General features: G+C 36.6%; 16 protein-coding genes. 11 read left to right on the forward strand and 5 right to left on the reverse strand.

The annotated features are described in order from the left end of the window. Nucleotides 1–32 precede the first annotated feature (32 nt). Entirely contained in the window at nucleotides 33–371 is a 339-nt protein-coding gene (locus tag MTZ49_RS09345) for a helix-turn-helix domain-containing protein (protein WP_319804729.1), read from the forward strand. A gap of 68 nt (nucleotides 372–439) precedes the next feature. On the opposite strand, the gene MTZ49_RS09350 is transcribed toward MTZ49_RS09345, so the two are convergent. From MTZ49_RS09350 to MTZ49_RS09370, 5 genes are all read right to left on the reverse strand, one after another. Then, complete coding sequence (locus MTZ49_RS09350) at nucleotides 440–1,021, reverse strand: TIGR00730 family Rossman fold protein (protein ID WP_264745285.1); 582 nt, start codon at nucleotides 1,019–1,021, stop codon at nucleotides 440–442. A 310-nt stretch (nucleotides 1,022–1,331) separates the two neighbouring features. After that, nucleotides 1,332–2,750, reverse strand: a complete 1,419-nt coding sequence (locus tag MTZ49_RS09355) for a PGDYG domain-containing protein (RefSeq protein ID WP_264745286.1) — start codon at nucleotides 2,748–2,750, stop codon at nucleotides 1,332–1,334. A 521-nt stretch (nucleotides 2,751–3,271) separates the two neighbouring features. Beyond that, nucleotides 3,272–3,751: a hypothetical protein gene (locus MTZ49_RS09360; protein ID WP_264745287.1), complete on the reverse strand. Its 480-nt coding sequence runs from the start codon at nucleotides 3,749–3,751 to the stop codon at nucleotides 3,272–3,274. A 319-nt stretch (nucleotides 3,752–4,070) separates the two neighbouring features. After that, nucleotides 4,071–4,283, reverse strand: a complete 213-nt coding sequence (locus tag MTZ49_RS09365; RefSeq protein WP_264745288.1) for a hypothetical protein — start codon at nucleotides 4,281–4,283, stop codon at nucleotides 4,071–4,073. Nucleotides 4,284–4,682: 399 nt separating this feature from the next. Further along, nucleotides 4,683–5,708 (reverse strand): hypothetical protein, encoded by a 1,026-nt coding sequence (locus tag MTZ49_RS09370; RefSeq protein WP_264745289.1) that lies wholly within the window; start codon nucleotides 5,706–5,708, stop codon nucleotides 4,683–4,685. A gap of 177 nt (nucleotides 5,709–5,885) precedes the next feature. Between MTZ49_RS09370 and MTZ49_RS09375 the strand changes: the two genes are divergently transcribed. The 10 genes from MTZ49_RS09375 to terL all read left to right on the forward strand — a co-directional run bounded on the left by MTZ49_RS09375 (nucleotide 5,886) and on the right by terL (nucleotide 15,253). Then, a complete protein-coding gene (locus MTZ49_RS09375; RefSeq protein WP_264745290.1) occupies nucleotides 5,886–6,428 on the forward strand; it encodes a hypothetical protein in 543 nt (180 codons plus the stop codon). 3 nt (nucleotides 6,429–6,431) lie between these two features. Beyond that, entirely contained in the window at nucleotides 6,432–6,746 is a 315-nt protein-coding gene (locus MTZ49_RS09380) for a hypothetical protein (protein WP_264745291.1), read from the forward strand. Nucleotides 6,747–6,975: 229 nt separating this feature from the next. After that, nucleotides 6,976–7,875 carry a phage capsid protein gene (locus MTZ49_RS09385; protein ID WP_264745292.1) on the forward strand — a complete coding sequence of 300 codons (900 nt, stop codon included), beginning with the start codon at nucleotides 6,976–6,978 and terminating at the stop codon, nucleotides 7,873–7,875. A gap of 73 nt (nucleotides 7,876–7,948) precedes the next feature. Continuing rightward, complete coding sequence (locus MTZ49_RS09390; RefSeq protein WP_264745293.1) at nucleotides 7,949–8,527, forward strand: hypothetical protein; 579 nt, start codon at nucleotides 7,949–7,951, stop codon at nucleotides 8,525–8,527. Then, a complete protein-coding gene (locus MTZ49_RS09395) occupies nucleotides 8,520–10,685 on the forward strand; it encodes a hypothetical protein (RefSeq protein WP_264745294.1) in 2,166 nt (721 codons plus the stop codon). The genes MTZ49_RS09390 and MTZ49_RS09395 overlap by 8 nt, the downstream gene beginning before the upstream one ends. After that, complete coding sequence (locus tag MTZ49_RS09400) at nucleotides 10,678–11,130, forward strand: GNAT family N-acetyltransferase (RefSeq protein ID WP_264745295.1); 453 nt, start codon at nucleotides 10,678–10,680, stop codon at nucleotides 11,128–11,130. The genes MTZ49_RS09395 and MTZ49_RS09400 overlap by 8 nt, the downstream gene beginning before the upstream one ends. Nucleotides 11,131–11,133: 3 nt before the next feature. Next, nucleotides 11,134–11,847, forward strand: coding sequence for a hypothetical protein (locus MTZ49_RS09405; RefSeq protein WP_264745296.1), 714 nt, complete (start codon nucleotides 11,134–11,136; stop codon nucleotides 11,845–11,847). Nucleotides 11,848–11,860: 13 nt separating this feature from the next. Further along, entirely contained in the window at nucleotides 11,861–13,306 is a 1,446-nt protein-coding gene (locus tag MTZ49_RS09410; protein WP_264745297.1) for a hypothetical protein, read from the forward strand. 20 nt (nucleotides 13,307–13,326) lie between these two features. After that, nucleotides 13,327–13,650 carry a hypothetical protein gene (locus tag MTZ49_RS09415; RefSeq protein WP_264745298.1) on the forward strand — a complete coding sequence of 108 codons (324 nt, stop codon included), beginning with the start codon at nucleotides 13,327–13,329 and terminating at the stop codon, nucleotides 13,648–13,650. Continuing rightward, nucleotides 13,640–15,253 carry a phage terminase large subunit gene (gene terL, locus MTZ49_RS09420; RefSeq protein ID WP_264745299.1) on the forward strand — a complete coding sequence of 538 codons (1,614 nt, stop codon included), beginning with the start codon at nucleotides 13,640–13,642 and terminating at the stop codon, nucleotides 15,251–15,253. The genes MTZ49_RS09415 and terL overlap by 11 nt, the downstream gene beginning before the upstream one ends. Nucleotides 15,254–15,255 lie beyond the last annotated feature (2 nt).

Raw genomic sequence — 15,255 nt, forward strand, 5'->3', positions numbered from 1 at the left:
TGACATATACTTACCTAAAGGAGAGTGTAATTATGAGTATGAAAGATCTTAAATCCATAGAATCTCTACAAGATACCCCCTTTGGTTATACCTTATCGATTATTTCTGGTAAATGGAAAATGGTTATTTTGTATTGGTTAGTTGAGGTAAAAACCGTTCGTTATAACGAGTTGAAAAGGATGATTGGTTCAATATCCCATAAAACATTAAGTGTGCAACTTAAAGAGTTAGAAGCAGATGGTTTAATTATTCGTAAAGAGTATCCACAAATACCACCTAAGGTGGAATATAGTTTGTCAGAAAAGGGCTGGTCACTGTATCCACTAATGCAAGCTATTTGTGAGTGGGGAGAACAACATGCACCAAATTAATCGTTTAGTGATAACCAATATAAATTAATAAAATAAAACTGATAGCTCGGTAGTACTTTATATAGCTGTTATTTAGGCGGATTAAACCATTTACTAACAGTCGGTGCTTGGTAGTTGTGCATTTTTTCTAGGAGTTGTTTTGGGTCGCTTTCGCTGATTAGTAGCTGGCGGTGTTCTGGTTTCATAAATTGGGCAGCAATTACGCTATCTAAAAAGTCTGTTAACTTATCGTAGAAACCATTTATATTAAGTACGGCACAAGGCTTTTTATGAAAATCTAGTTGTGACCATGTGAGCATTTCAAAGAGTTCTTCAAAGGTGCCTATGCCACCTGGCAGGGCGATAAAGCCATCGGCTAGTTCAGCCATTTTAGCTTTACGTTGGTGCATGGATTCAACAATGTGTAAATCAGTTAAACCTTGATGTGCCATATTGGGTTTGTCTGCAAGGCGTTGTGGAATAATGCCGATTACTTTGCCGCCTGCGGCTAATACTGCATCAGCAATAGCACCCATTAAACCGATGGTAGTGCCACCATAGATAAGGGTAATATTGTGTTTTGCAAGTGTAGTGCCTAGTTGTTTAGCTTGTTCTATATAAATAGGGTTATTCCCTGTATTTGACCCACAAAAAACACAAATACGTTGCATGGTTTTCTCTTATTTAATAAATGTGATTTTTATTATAACTTATTTATTTAGCTTGTTTAAGAAAGCGTGTGAGTAGTTGTTTAGGTGAATTCTGTACAGAAAGTTTAGCTTTCTTATTTTTTCTGTGCTTTAAAGCTATTAAAAAATTTTTGGTGTTCTATGGGATATATTTTACTATTTTCTATTAAATCAGGTTTACTAAGAGTATAAACTCTATAGAGTCTGCATCAGGGTTTTCATGGCGCTGGATTGTTATGTTGCAATTTAGAATGGTGAAGTAGTTCAGTAAGTTGCACGACAATAGTCTCCTTTATTGGAGTGTTGGTGTATCAGTTTTTTTGGCTTGTTGTTGTAAGTAGTCTTGTAAAAAATCTTTTACGTTAGCTTTTTTAGACAGTTCAGTATCAAGACGTAAAATAAACTCTTTATTTGATTGAGGCGGGTAAAATAGCGCTTTATCATTATTAATAATAATAAAAAGATTATAAATTTCATTATTTTTGGTAATAGTAAAGCGTTGTTGTGTGTACATATGAATAGTTCGAGTGGTAACAAAAATATGGCCATCTAGTATTTGTTGAGGATTATTAAATTGTATTAAGTAAGTATTATTTGTAGGGTCATTTATTCTTAATAATTTAATAATAGTGGAATGTGAACCTGTAAAAACTAATAAGTTTTCAGCAGGATGTAGTGATGCCATTTGTCGATCTAATACTTGTTGTTTATACCACCAACCACCTATTCCTAAGGTAATCAGTAGTAGTATAGTGAATATACTGGCAAAGATTTTTTTAGTTTTTGTAAAGATAGGGGGCTTTATTGTTAGTTTGCTCTCTATGTTAGCATTAGCTTGAGAAGTAATATCATTAGTTGTTAAATAAGGTTTTGCAAACTTCTCTAAGTTTTCTAATATTTGATTAGCTGCTTTTTCAGTGGCTAAACCATAAACATCTAACCAGTGACGATTAGTAAGATGATATTCTAAATTTTCATTCGGTAAAATATCATCAATTTTAACAGGTATAACAGGTTTTTTATGGTTAGAGGCAAGGGTTAATTCGTGGGTAATTTCTGGGGAAAGATTGGCGTATTTAGAGAGAATCAATACTATTAGTTTTGATTCTCTAATGGCTAACGCAGTTGCTTTAGGGCACTCCATCCCTGCTGGAATGTCACGTGGAGCATACCAACAACGTAGTTTATTATTTTCTAGTTTATTAACCAGTGCATCAACAAAACTTTTATCTTTGGTAGAGTAACTAACAAAAACATCGAAATTAGTCTGTTTGGCTGCTTGCTCAATTATTTTATAGAGTAATTTAAAGATTTTATCGTTTAAAATGCCATAATCACCATTAGCATATTGTAATAAATAGTCGCCTGCTTTGCCTGTGAGCTTGTCTCCATTGTATAAAGTTACTTGGCAATCCTCGGTTATGGTGAGTGCATAAGCTTGAATAGGGTGAGTAGTATAGGTGCCATCTTCTCCCATTTTAGTTGGGGGAATGGGATTGTAGCTATCAGTAAAATGTCCGCGTTTAACAGCCCATGTTTCTTCTGCTATACCTGTTACCAGTGCATCCCCTTTATAATAGCGAACAGTTCCTTCTAATGTTTGTAAACTACCTGCTTGTTTAGCAAAGATTGCTTGCACGGTGACAATATTCTTTTCAACTTTAAAACTGCCATCTGTTTGTGCTAATTTTATCGAGGTATAGTCCATCATATTACAATCTTACTTGCTAAAGGTTCGTTATTTGCTAATAGGTATCTTATAGCGTGTAGTGTAGATTGGGAATAGACTAATATTAATTTAAGATTAAAAGTGATGGGTAAGTAGGGTGAGGCCTTGTTATCTTAAGATAACAGGGCCTGAAACTAATTTTTTGGCTGTTATAGTGACGCAGCCTTAAATGAGAGATAGGTTGAAAAAAGGGAGTAGTGCAATAAAATAACGAATTGGAGAAAACGAAGACCTATATCTTTTATCTGTTTAGCTAAGAAGTATAGGTTATTTTAATATTACAGCTTTACATCTACTCCCTTTAATCGAGACTGAGTATAAAGAGTAAACTAATGTTGGCGATGTTAGACTTTTGTCTAGTAAGGATATAGGTGAAGGGATAACTATTTTAATTAGTTATTATTTTAGTTGATATTGTTTTTTTCTATTATAAAGTAGGAAATTGCTATACTAAATTAATAATAAGTGTAGCAATTTATCTAAAATAACAGTAGTTATTTGTATTAATTAGATTTATTGAGACCTCCCAAAAAATCACTTAAATTTTGATCTACCTTCCCCTCGTATTCATTAATAACATCCGCAAGACTAGGGTTAGATTTAACTTTGCCATTTACAATCACTAAAGGAGCAGGTAGGTTTATGACATAGTTAACCTGTTCTTGTAATTGTTCTCTTTGTTCTTTAGTAAGATCAGTTGCATCTGATCTAATACTAAAAGAGTTTGAGCGACGATTAGGGATATTTTTTTCTTTTAGTTTGGAAGATAACCAATCCGCTTGTTTTGCTTGATAAGAAGGACAGTTAACAGGTGCTAGTATTACAATGCCATCAGTACCAGCAATATTAACAGGAATATCAATAAATCCATTGCTATTGGTTCGTTGCTCAATATGCTGTACTACATCATAAGTTGATTTTTGGCATTTATAGAAACCAAAAGCGCAGATTAAAATAATGATTGCACCAATAATAAATTTCATCTATTTATCCCTTATAAATCGTTGTATTACAAAACCGTTGTTTGTACTTAATTAATATTTAAAAGATATTCTTTAATATTATTTCTAGCATAGTTTATTACATGAAATATTACATGTAAATATTTTATTGTGATGATTTTATAGTAAATGCTAAAGCCTGTTTTCTAAGTAACTTGGGGTAATGTATTAATAAACGTAGCTTACGTTATAAAAGAATGCTAAAAGATTTAGTATCATTAATAAAGAGGCTAGCTTATACAGCTAGCATTTTTAATTTTTTATAAGCCATAGCTATTTATAGTTATGGCTTTTTTATTGATTAAATCAAGCGATTAAATTGCATTTTTACATGGTAAATCGCATGGTTTAGTGCTGGGTTGGCGCGTTTGGCTAGGAACTCTTCGGCTAGTTGGTAAATAGCTATATTAAGGTCTTCTAGTTCGTCAAGATTAAGATAGAGTTGGAGAGTGTGAAAGAGTGTAGCGTTTTCTGCTTTTAGACTAAGTAGTTGGTTATTGTTTTGCAATGACATGGTTCAGCTCCCTGTGTTTATGGAATAACAGGGCTGCCACTAATCTTTCTACAAATTAGGGGGCAGCCGCACACGGGGTAGAAAACCGACCAGGAAGCTAATCGGCACACCCGAAGGTGTCCCGCGTACGACTGCCATTACAGTTTTGCTAGGCAATAAATTACCTAACGCATCAAAATGAAATTTTCGTACGTGCTTCCTGAGCCGAGTTTCTACGCTCGGGTTACTGGATTTACAGTTTTGCTAGGCAATAAATTACCTAACGCATCAAAATGAAATTTTCGTACGTGCTTCCTGAGCCGAGTTTCTACGCTCGGGTTACTGGATTTACAGCAACTTTATATAGCATAAGGGGAGCGGGGGGAGGTGTCAATGGGATATAAAAGGCTTAATAGAAATTTAGTTTTTTCTTTTTATGATAGGTAGTTTATTTAGATGTAATATTAAATCTTTTAAAAATAGTTCTTTTGTTTCTTTGCTACGTGGGTCTTTTCTTATGAAATTGTCCACTGATTTTTGAGTTATAAAGTGTTCATTTTTAATGTATTGGTTTTTCCAATCAAGTGCCTGATAGTTAATATACTCTAATAAATCATTTGATAGTTGAATAGAGTCTCGAGATAAGCTTCCTCTACATAGTTGTATTTTAATTAAGTCCCATTGATTATCTGTTATGGGGTTGTTACCTATATTAGCTATAATAAATATTGGTGCTAATTTAATGATTAAGAATACTCTTTCTGGAATTTGTTCCAGTCGTATAGCATCAGTATTTGTTCCACGATAATTGAAGTTCTTTATTGGGATATATGTATATTCATTTTGCTTAGATTCAGATAGCTTCATACCTAGACCATAATGTAAAAACGAATGAGTTAAATTTTTACTGGTTTTAATTTGCTCATCAGAGAAATTAGAGACAAAAACCATGTATAGGTTATGAGTTTGTACATCTTTTCTATTTCCTAAAAGATAAGATTTCCATATACTTTCAATTCGATTAATAATTTCTTTTTGAAAGGGATATTTTTCAAATAAAGTATTAAATTCATTTTCAAGTTGGTAGACCTTAATCGCTCTCCAAGCTATAGAACAAGCAAATTTATGTAGTTGTTCAGTATCATATTGAAATATTGATTTATCTATTTGTTGTTCAGTATTTATACATTGAGTAGTGAATAGGTTTTGAGCAAAGTATCTTTCATAGTTTGAAAATTTTTGTTCACACTCGCTGCAAAGCAAGTCATAAACTTCTGGATTTTGTGTAACTTTATCTGGGTTTGTAGAAATTCGATATTGTCTTATTCCTCCAAATGCTCTTTGAAGATGTTTTAATAAGAAGTTGGGATATACTGTATGACTTCGCCTCAGTAATTTCTTTTTTCCACAGAGTGCACACTTAGATTTTTTTGAAGGTTTAACCATAAGATAACCTATTATAGAATATATAAAATGTTTTAAGTTTTATATTCTGATAATTATATAGTATTACTTTTCTTAATTTAATTGATTATGCTCGTTTATTAGAGCTTTAATTTCTCGTAATGGATTATAATATTAATTATATTTAATACTTCTCAAGTATTTTATGGAAATTTTTATATGAAGCGATTTCTACTCCTAGTTATCTTATGTTTTGCCTCTTTGCTAGCTTATGCTGATAGTTGTCTACCACCTAAAAAACAAGATATATATTTAGACTCTAAAAAATCAGATCAGCAAATAATTTATTTTGGTGGTAGGTATTCAATCAATATATCGCTTTCTACCAAAGTTATTTTTTCTAATGATATGCTTGCTTATATCTATGATAAAGATAAACATTTTGTTATTCATGGCGATAGTGAGGCTAGTGAAGAAAATAAACAAGAAACTCTGCAAGCTTTTGGGCTGAGTGCTGATAAATCAGAAAATATGTTAAGGAAATCCTATGATATTTGTGGTGGAACTATAACGCAATTTAATATTAAGGGAATGACTGAAATAGTTATTGGTATTGATTCAACGGTTAGTGGTAGACCAAATACCATGGTTTATTTATTTAATGAGGTATCTCCTTATATTGAGCAGATTCAGTTTTTAAATTTTTCTAAAGAGGAGATCAAAGAAGTATTATCTAGTCTAAAAAATACGACAAGGAAGTAAACAATGGATTTATATGATGAAGAGAATATAAGAACAATATTAGTTGGCTTATATGGAAATCAAGCAAGTAGTTGGCCTATTACTGAAAATACAGCACATATTGTTTTGAAGATGATAGTTGAATCAAAAGCATGTTCTAGTGCTATAGATTATGTGCCTGGCCCTATACCTGTACAAGCGCCTAATATGATTAGAAAAGTATTAACTAATGAAGCCAAAAAACTTATAAAAAGTTTTGCAGATGATAAAACTAATCTTCATTGTTTGAATTCAACAGCCCGTAATTTTAGATCAACTTTACAGCTTTCTGGTTATTAATATTATTTTTTAAATAGAGCAGATAAGTTTATAAAAAATAAATAATAGTAGTTTTAACCACTTAGTCAGGTTTCCAACCCCGTAACCCCTGCAAAATAACCTTACGACCCAGTATGGCTACTGGATAATCGTGATGCCCATAGTCGTTAGCCGAAGCGGCTATGTTTGGTGGCCTATTTTTTTGAAGTAGATAACCACAAGAAGGTATTAAAAATAAGGTTATTTTAAAATGTCACAAGATTTCACAACAAACAATGGCATGATTACTGCGGCTTTTGCGCAGCAGTTTCACGATGCTTTCGATATTGAATCACAACAAAAAGAATCCCGTTTTGTGCAGGCGGTGTATAACCGTGGCAAGATTCAGGGTTATTCTTTTACTGTTAATGATATGGCTTCCATTGAGATGGAGCAGGTTACGGGCCGTTTTGAGGATACTAAGTGGAGTGTACCAGAGACGGGTTCTCGCTTAGTAACAATGGCTGATTATGGTTTGCATGTACCGATTGAACCACGCGATTTACCCAAACTTTTAGCTGATCCACAAGGGGCTTATATGTCTAACTTGGTGGCGGCTAATAATCGTTTAAAAGATAAGGTTATTTATCGTGGTTTGTTGGATGCGATTAAACGTAAAACATCACAAAACGGTGCTTATAGCGATGCTGTATTACCAGCAGCGCAAAAAATCTTAGCAGGTGGTGAGGGTATTACTAAGGCTAAGATTATTAAGGCTAAGGCGCTTTTCCGTAAGAATGAGTGTGATGAAAAAATGGGTGAGAAGTTATATATCGCTTATAACGCGGATATGTTGGAAACCATTTTGAATGATACGACGTTGACCAGTGCAGATTTCTTGAAAGTGGAGATGTTGCAAGATGGTGCGGTAGCGACTAATTGGCTTGGCTTTAATTGGGTGCCTTACGAGGCATTGGATAGTGCTGAGGGCGTTTATACGACGGTAGCTTGGTGTTCAAGTGCTGCTCATTTCGGTGCAGGTAATGATTATAAGACTGATGTGGGTGTGCGTCGTGATAAGAATAATGCGATTCAAATTTCTGTGATGTCTTCTTATGGCGCAGGTCGTGCTAATGAGAAGAAGGTAGTCGCTATTGAGTTCGCTGAGTAGTTTTTTTTACTTGCCTGTAGCAGGGGCTTTGTTAGCCCTTGCTGCTGGTTAGTTAGAGGAGATGAGGTGAAGTATGTCGACTGCTAATTCAGGTGTTTCTGTTTGTTCTAATGCGTTGTTGATGTTGGGCGCTCAGCCTATTAATGATTTTACTGAGGGTAATGATCGGGCGCGGTTGGCAGCTAATTTGTACCCTGGGGTGCGTGATTCGTTGTTACGGGAACATCCTTGGAGTTGCGCTATTAAACGGGTGTTGTTGGCGCATGATGTGCAGAAGCCACCGTTTGGTTATAGGTTTAGTTTTACCTTGCCTGCGGATTATGTGCGGGTTTTGTCGGTGGGTGATGAGGGCGAGTCGATTGATTATTTAATTGAGGAGCGACGTATTTTAGCGAATGTGACTTCTTTGAAGTTGCGTTATGTTTTTCAGAATACGGATATTGCTACCTATGATTCGTTGTTGGTGAATTTGTTGGAGTTGGCGATGGCAGCGAAGATGGCTTATGCCATTACACAGTCTACTTCGATGGCGCAGTATCGGTTGCAGGAGTATCAGTTGGCTTTAAGAACCGCTAAGGCGTTAAATGGTTTGGAGTACCCTGCGGATACGTTGGGTAATTCTCCTCTGTTGGAGGAGCGGTTAAATGGCTAAGTTGTCGCTGATTCAAACCAATTTTACTGCAGGTGAGTTGTCGCCTCGCTTAATGGGACGGGTTGATATTGCACGTTATCAGAATGGTGCGAAACGTTTAGAAAATGCGTTGGTGGCCGTACAGGGTGGGGTGATGCGTACTTGGGGTACGGAGTATGTTCAGGCTACTAAGTACAGTGATAAGAAGGTGCGGTTAATTCCTTATGTCTTTAACCGTGAGCAGGCTTATATGGTGGAGTTTGGTGATAAGTATATTCGGGTGTTTAAGGATAATCAGCAAACGGCTGAGTTGGAGTCGCCCTATACAGAAGCTATGTTGCCACATATTAGTTATGTACAAGGGGCTGATACGATGTTTTTGGCACATCAGGCTTTGCCTATTTATCGTTTAAGACGCTTAGCGGATGATAGTTGGCTTATTTCTGAAGCACCTTTTTTGGTGAAGCCGTTTGATGAGGTGGGGGAGCGGCCTGATATTAAGTTGAAGTTGGAGCAGGAAGTAATCACAAATCCCACTGAGGAGGATAAGAAGAAGTATACCGCTACCTTGGAGGCGGATTTCTTTTTAGCCGCAGATGTGGGGCGAAATATTATTTGTGGTCCTGGTATTGCTGAGATTACGTCTTTTGTTAATCGTAAAACGGTTAAGGTAAAGGTAAGTTCAGCATTTAATGAAAATGAGATTGAGGGTAAGCAATGGCAGTTGGAGGGAAGCCCACAAACTAAGTGTGCGAGTAATCTTAAGGAGCCTATTGGGCAAGAAGTGAGCCTAACATTAGACGTGGCTGGTTGGCGTGAATCTGATGTAGGCAAGTATGTACGCTTAAATAAGGGGCTTTGTTTAATCACTAAGTTTACAAATAATTCTTCAGTTCAAGCGGAAATTAAAACAGTACTTTCTGCTACTGCTAAAGTGCCAGCGAATGCTTGGAGTTTGGAGACTGTAGTGTGGAATGAGGATTATGGCTATCCTGCTGCGGTTACGTTGCATAATCAGCGTTTGTATTGTGGTGGTAGTTATGAGAAACCACAAACTATTTGGATGAGTAAGATTGCTGAGTATTTGAATTTTGAGTTGTCAACGGATGATGACGATGCAGCGACTTTTACTATTTCATCGGATCAGATTAATCCCATTGTGCATTTAACGCAGTTGGATAATCCTGTGGTGCTGAGTTATGGCGGTGAGTTTTCGATGTCTGGTTCGGCTGCTAAGAGTGCTATTACGCCCACTAATGTGCAGATAAAAAATCATTCTACTTATGGTTGTAACGGTGTTAAGCCTGTACGTATTGGTAATCAGTTGTTTTTTATGCAGCGTTCGGGGCGTAAGTTACGTTCAACTGCTTATGATGCAACCAGTGATTCGATGATTGCCACTGATGCTTCTATTTTATCTGAGCATATTACAGAGGGTGGCATTGTAGATATGGCCTATCAGCAAGAGCCTGAATCTGTGTTGTGGTTGGTGCGGGCAGATGGGCAAATTGCTACCTTAACGGTGGATGCGTCGCAAGAGGTGTTGGCTTGGTCGAGACAGTTTACGGATGGCGATTATGAGTCTATTGCTACTATTCCTAATGGCGTGGCTGATGAGGTGTGGGTGGTTGTTAAGCGGCAGATTAATGGTGAGTCTGTGCGTTATATAGAACGCTTTAATGCTGATGTTTATAGCCATTGTTGTAAGCAATTTAGTAGTGAGCAAGGTCAACGGGTATTTACAGGTTTGGAACATCTGGAAGGTAAGACGGTGGATGTGGTGGCTGATGGTGCGGTGATGCAACGTCGTCAGGTGGTAAATGGTGCTATTAACATTGAACGTGCTGCTTATAAGGTGGTGGTGGGTTTGCCTTATAAAACTTCCGTAGAAACATTGGATATTGAAATACAAGGCAGTACTGGAACAGTGCAGGGGAGTAATAAACGTGTGGGGGAAGTGGTACTCAGGTTTATGACGACTACGGGTTGCTCTGTGAATGGTGATGTATTGCCATTCCGTAATTTTGGCGAGGAGGTGTTGGATAAGCCTGCACCTATGTTTACGGGTGATTATAAGATTGAGTCGTTAGGTTGGAATAATAGTATCACCATCGAACAGGATCAGCCATTGCCTTTCTATCTGTTAGCAGTGATTAAGAAGGTTACGGTTAATGATTAAGGTGAGAGAAGCAACATTAGCGGATGTAGAAACCATTGTAGAGCTGGGTAAGCAGTTACAGCAAAGTTCTGCTTATGCTGCTAAGAGTTTTAGCGAAGCTAAAGCTAATTCGGTGGTAGCGATGATGGTGGATAGTGAATCAGATAATGCTTTGGTGGCGGAGGAGGATGAGCAAATCATCGGTTTCTTTTTAGGCGGTTTAACCTATGAATGGTTTTCTGATGATTTGTTAGGTTTTGATTATTCAGTGTATGTAGTACCTGAAAAGCGTAATGGTAGAGCAGCTATTAAGTTATTTAAGGCTTTTGAAGCATGGGCTAAAGCGAAAGGTGCTGTGGGTATGCAGGCAGGTATTACAACAAATATTAATATTGAAGGTAATCGCCGTTTTTACCATTTTTTAGGGTATCAAGATGGTGGTGTCTTATTTGAGAAGAGGTTATAGGTTATGGGTGTAGGTGCATGGCTTGGTGGATTAAATGCTACCAAAATGTTACAGAATGCATGGAGCCAATCCAAACAAAATGCTAGTAATATTATTAATAGTGCAAATTCTATAGCAGGAGGCGATACAACAGGTGCAGATGGTCAAACAGGAGAACCAAAGAGTGGTGGAAGTTTGTTGGATAATGCAGGTTTAATTTTAGGAATAGCACAAGCTGGCTTACAAGTTGGTTCTAGTATCAATGATGTTTTACAAACTCGGCAGTGGAATAAGTTTGAGAAAAAGCAAGCAAAGGCAGATGCCTTAGCGAACTTAAAATTAGCAGAATATGATGCTAAGCAAACACGGGAGCAGGCAGAGTATGAAGCCAATAAATTATTTGCTGCTACCGCTACGGCTTCTGCTAATAGTGGTGTTGTAGTTGGTTCTGATACCTCTAGTCAAATCATTGCGGATAAGATTGCAGCAGGTGAATATGATGCGCAGATGAAGATGTTTAATGCGCAGGATATCTATAAAAAACAATTGCAATTGATTAAATATAAGCAATTACAAAATAAATTGGCTACTAAACAAGGCTGGTGGGGAGTAGGTGGCACACTAATTAATTCTATAAGCACTGGTATTAATGCTTATGATAAGTGGAAAACAGCAGGAGATAAATCAACCACCCCTAGTGTTTCAACCAGCGGTTCAACCACTGCGGCTAACGGTTAAGAGGAGATAAACAATGGCCTATATTCCTGGTACTACGGTAAAACCTCAGTTAGCTACACCTAATAATCTTGCGAATCCTTATGATGGCAAAGTGACTGCCAAGATGAACGAGGCATTTGATGATGCGGCTAAATTAATTAATCAACAAATTACGCAACGTGATCAAGAGCAAGCTGCGTTACAGAAAATTAGGACAGAGCAGTTTAATTTGGATTTTGATCCTTATTTAAAGCAACTTAATCAAGAATATGCTGCACGTGTTAGTTCTGGGCAAGCCAGTATGGACCCTCAAAGTCACAATAAATTTATAGCAGAGCATTTTAATGAGTTTGCTAAAAACTATAGTTGGAACTTATCAAAACAAGAACGAGCTGATTTTGAGTTAGGGATACATAAAAAGATTCGTAATAGTTATACGGATTTTGTGAGTACAGATCTGGGTGTAGTAGGTAAAGAGCAAGGTTCTCAAATGTTAGGTAATTTGAGTAATCAGTTAGTTGAGCAAGCAGCAGATCCTAATACATCACCTGAGGACTTAATAGTAAAGTTTCAAACACCAGCCGTAAGTCAGGTGCTAGAAAATGTTTATGGTAAAGATAAAGCAGGCGATGCGGTAAAAGCAATTACTAGTCAAATTTATGAGGCCAGCACCAAAGCAAAAGCTAATCTGTATTTTCAAAATAACGATATGGTCCAACTTGAGCAGCTAGGTAAGGGAATTGGAAAAAATACCTTTTATACAGCTGAACAAAAACAACAGTTAACAGCACAGGTTACATTAGCTAAAGAGCGTCTTAAGGGTAAAGAAGAGGCTGTACAGTATGTTAAAAAATATCAAAGAAAGGATGGTTCAATAGATTTAGAGGGTATTCAAGCTGTCTTAGATAGACGTTCTGACTTAACGGAAGAAGAAAAAACCGAGGCACAACTTCAAATTAATCGACAGGCTAAAGAAGTGGAGAGACAATATCAAGAACTACGTACAGCCAGTCTTAATGAGGTATTGCAAGCAGGTGACAGAAGCAATATACCATTACCACAATGGGATAAGTTACGTGATTCTGATAAAGCGTTATTAAATAGTTATAAAGAAACCATTGCAACAGATACAACCGTTTATAACCAGTTGTTAACTCGTGTAATGAATATGGAGTCTATTGATATTGCTAAAGAAGGGATTAATAAGCTAACCATCAATGATTTAAAAGAACTACAGGCATTACAGGATAATTTAAAGGGTAATCCTGCATTACAAAAGCAAGCTACAGCTATTAATAAATTAACTGCTAGTGAGTTTGTACGACATGGGGTTAATGATAAACAGCAACAATTGGATTTATATAACTTAATTGTGGAAGAAATTAGAGAGCGTGAGAGAGTGGGGGGTAAGCAATTATCCAGTATGGAAATATTAGAGCTTATTAACCAGTTTCTGTCTATGCAATCAGGTAATTCATAATTGATTAAGTAAGGTAAATAATGAATTCCAAACAACTAAAAAAACTACAATCTTTACGCAATAAACTATTTGAGGCAATGGTGTTTGATACTAATCCTGAAAACTGGGTGGCATATACGATACCTGCTAAAGAGCTTAGTAAGCAAGAAAAAGATGAAGCTGCTTGGTGTAGAAGACAAGCAGCTAGTTCTATTGCTTTATGGGAAAAAATAGATAAGTTGATTGCACAACATTCTGAACCTCAATCCATTACGACTAATGAAAATACACAACTTGATTTACTAGCTGTTGAGCAAGAAGCAAATACGTTGTTAGTACAAATCGGTGCTAACAATGAAAGTTAAAAAAGTATCATTATTAACGTTCTTTTTAGTTTGGGCAAAACGACAAAACTGGCAGGTCCCTTTAGTTCACGTTAAGGTTTGCCATTGGCTTGAGCATGCAGGAGAGTTGGCGGTATTACGTTGTTTTCGTGGGTTTGGTAAAAGTACTATTCTAGCTATTTATAATGCTTGGCGCTTTTATCAAAATTCACAATATCGTATTTTGCATCAATCAGAAACTGATGGTACAGCCTATAAAACCAGTCGCGATACTCAGTATATATTGCGTAATCATCCATTAACTAAAGATTTATTACCATTGCAAGGTAGTATTGGGCAATGGTGGGTGAAAGATTCTACGGATAATCGTAATGCTAGCTTATATGCTAGAGGCATTTTATCTAATGTTACCTCTGCTCGTGCTGATGAATGTCAGAATGATGATGTAGAAGTACCTAATAATACCCAAACCCCTGAAGCACGAGAAAAAATGCGTGAAAGGTTAGATGAACAAACGCATATTCTTGTACCAGGTGGACGTAAATTATTTATTGGTACACCTCATACCTTTGATAGTTTGTATGAGCGATTAGCTGAAAAGGATGCTGATTGCTTAACCATTCGTATGTTTGAACAAGAATACCGTATAGGTACAGCCACTAAAAAGCGTTATCAACTGCCTTTTAGGCCACAATATGTATTTTATGGTATTGGTTATGGTGCTAAGCTATTAGAGGAAAATAAAGATTACCAAGTTCAGGGTAATACCTTAATTTTTAGCAAACCACCTAAGGTATTGATTGATTGCTATGCAGGTATGGCATGGCCTGAACGTTTTACTATTGATGAGTTAGAAAAACGTCGCCGTGAAACAGAAACGGTTAATAAATGGGATTCACAGTATCAATTACACGCCAAACCTATTACAGATACACGTTTAGATCCAGCAAAATTAAAATCCTATACACATATCCCCCAATTACGCAAAGCCAATAATACAGTGACTTTATGGTTAGGGGATACGCAAATTGTGGGAGCTATCGCTTATTGGGATTGTGCACTAGGTAAAGTTAAATCAGATGCTTCAGCATTAAGTTTAGTGTTAACAGATGCACAAGGGCAATTGTACTGGCAATTAGCAGAACCAATGATTGGTGATTTGGCTGAGTTTGACAATGAAGGCAATATTGTTGGTGGGCAGGTTAAACAAGTCTATGAACGAGTAGTGCAATACAATATCCCCTGTGTCGTAGTAGAAACTAATGGGGCAGGTGGCTTTGTACCACCTATTTTACGTAAAGCACTCCAAGGAACAGGTTGTGGCGTAAGGGAACAACATGTATCTACCAATAAACAAAAACGTATTTTAGACGCATTGGAGCCACCTTTATTATCTGGTTTTTTATGGGCACATGAAACGGTATTAAATAGCCCTGCTATTGAGCAAATGCGGACGTTTAATCCTGAATTATCACAGCAAAAAGATGACTACTTAGACAGCCTTGCCGGCGCTATTTTACAAACACCTGTGCGTATTGCACGAATAGTTGGGAAATCAACCGAGCAAAAGTCAGATTATTGGAGACCTAACAATACAACTTATGACATAAAGGTCAACTACTGATA

Source organism: Entomomonas sp. E2T0 (assembly GCF_025985425.1).
GTDB lineage: Bacteria > Pseudomonadota > Gammaproteobacteria > Pseudomonadales > Pseudomonadaceae > Entomomonas.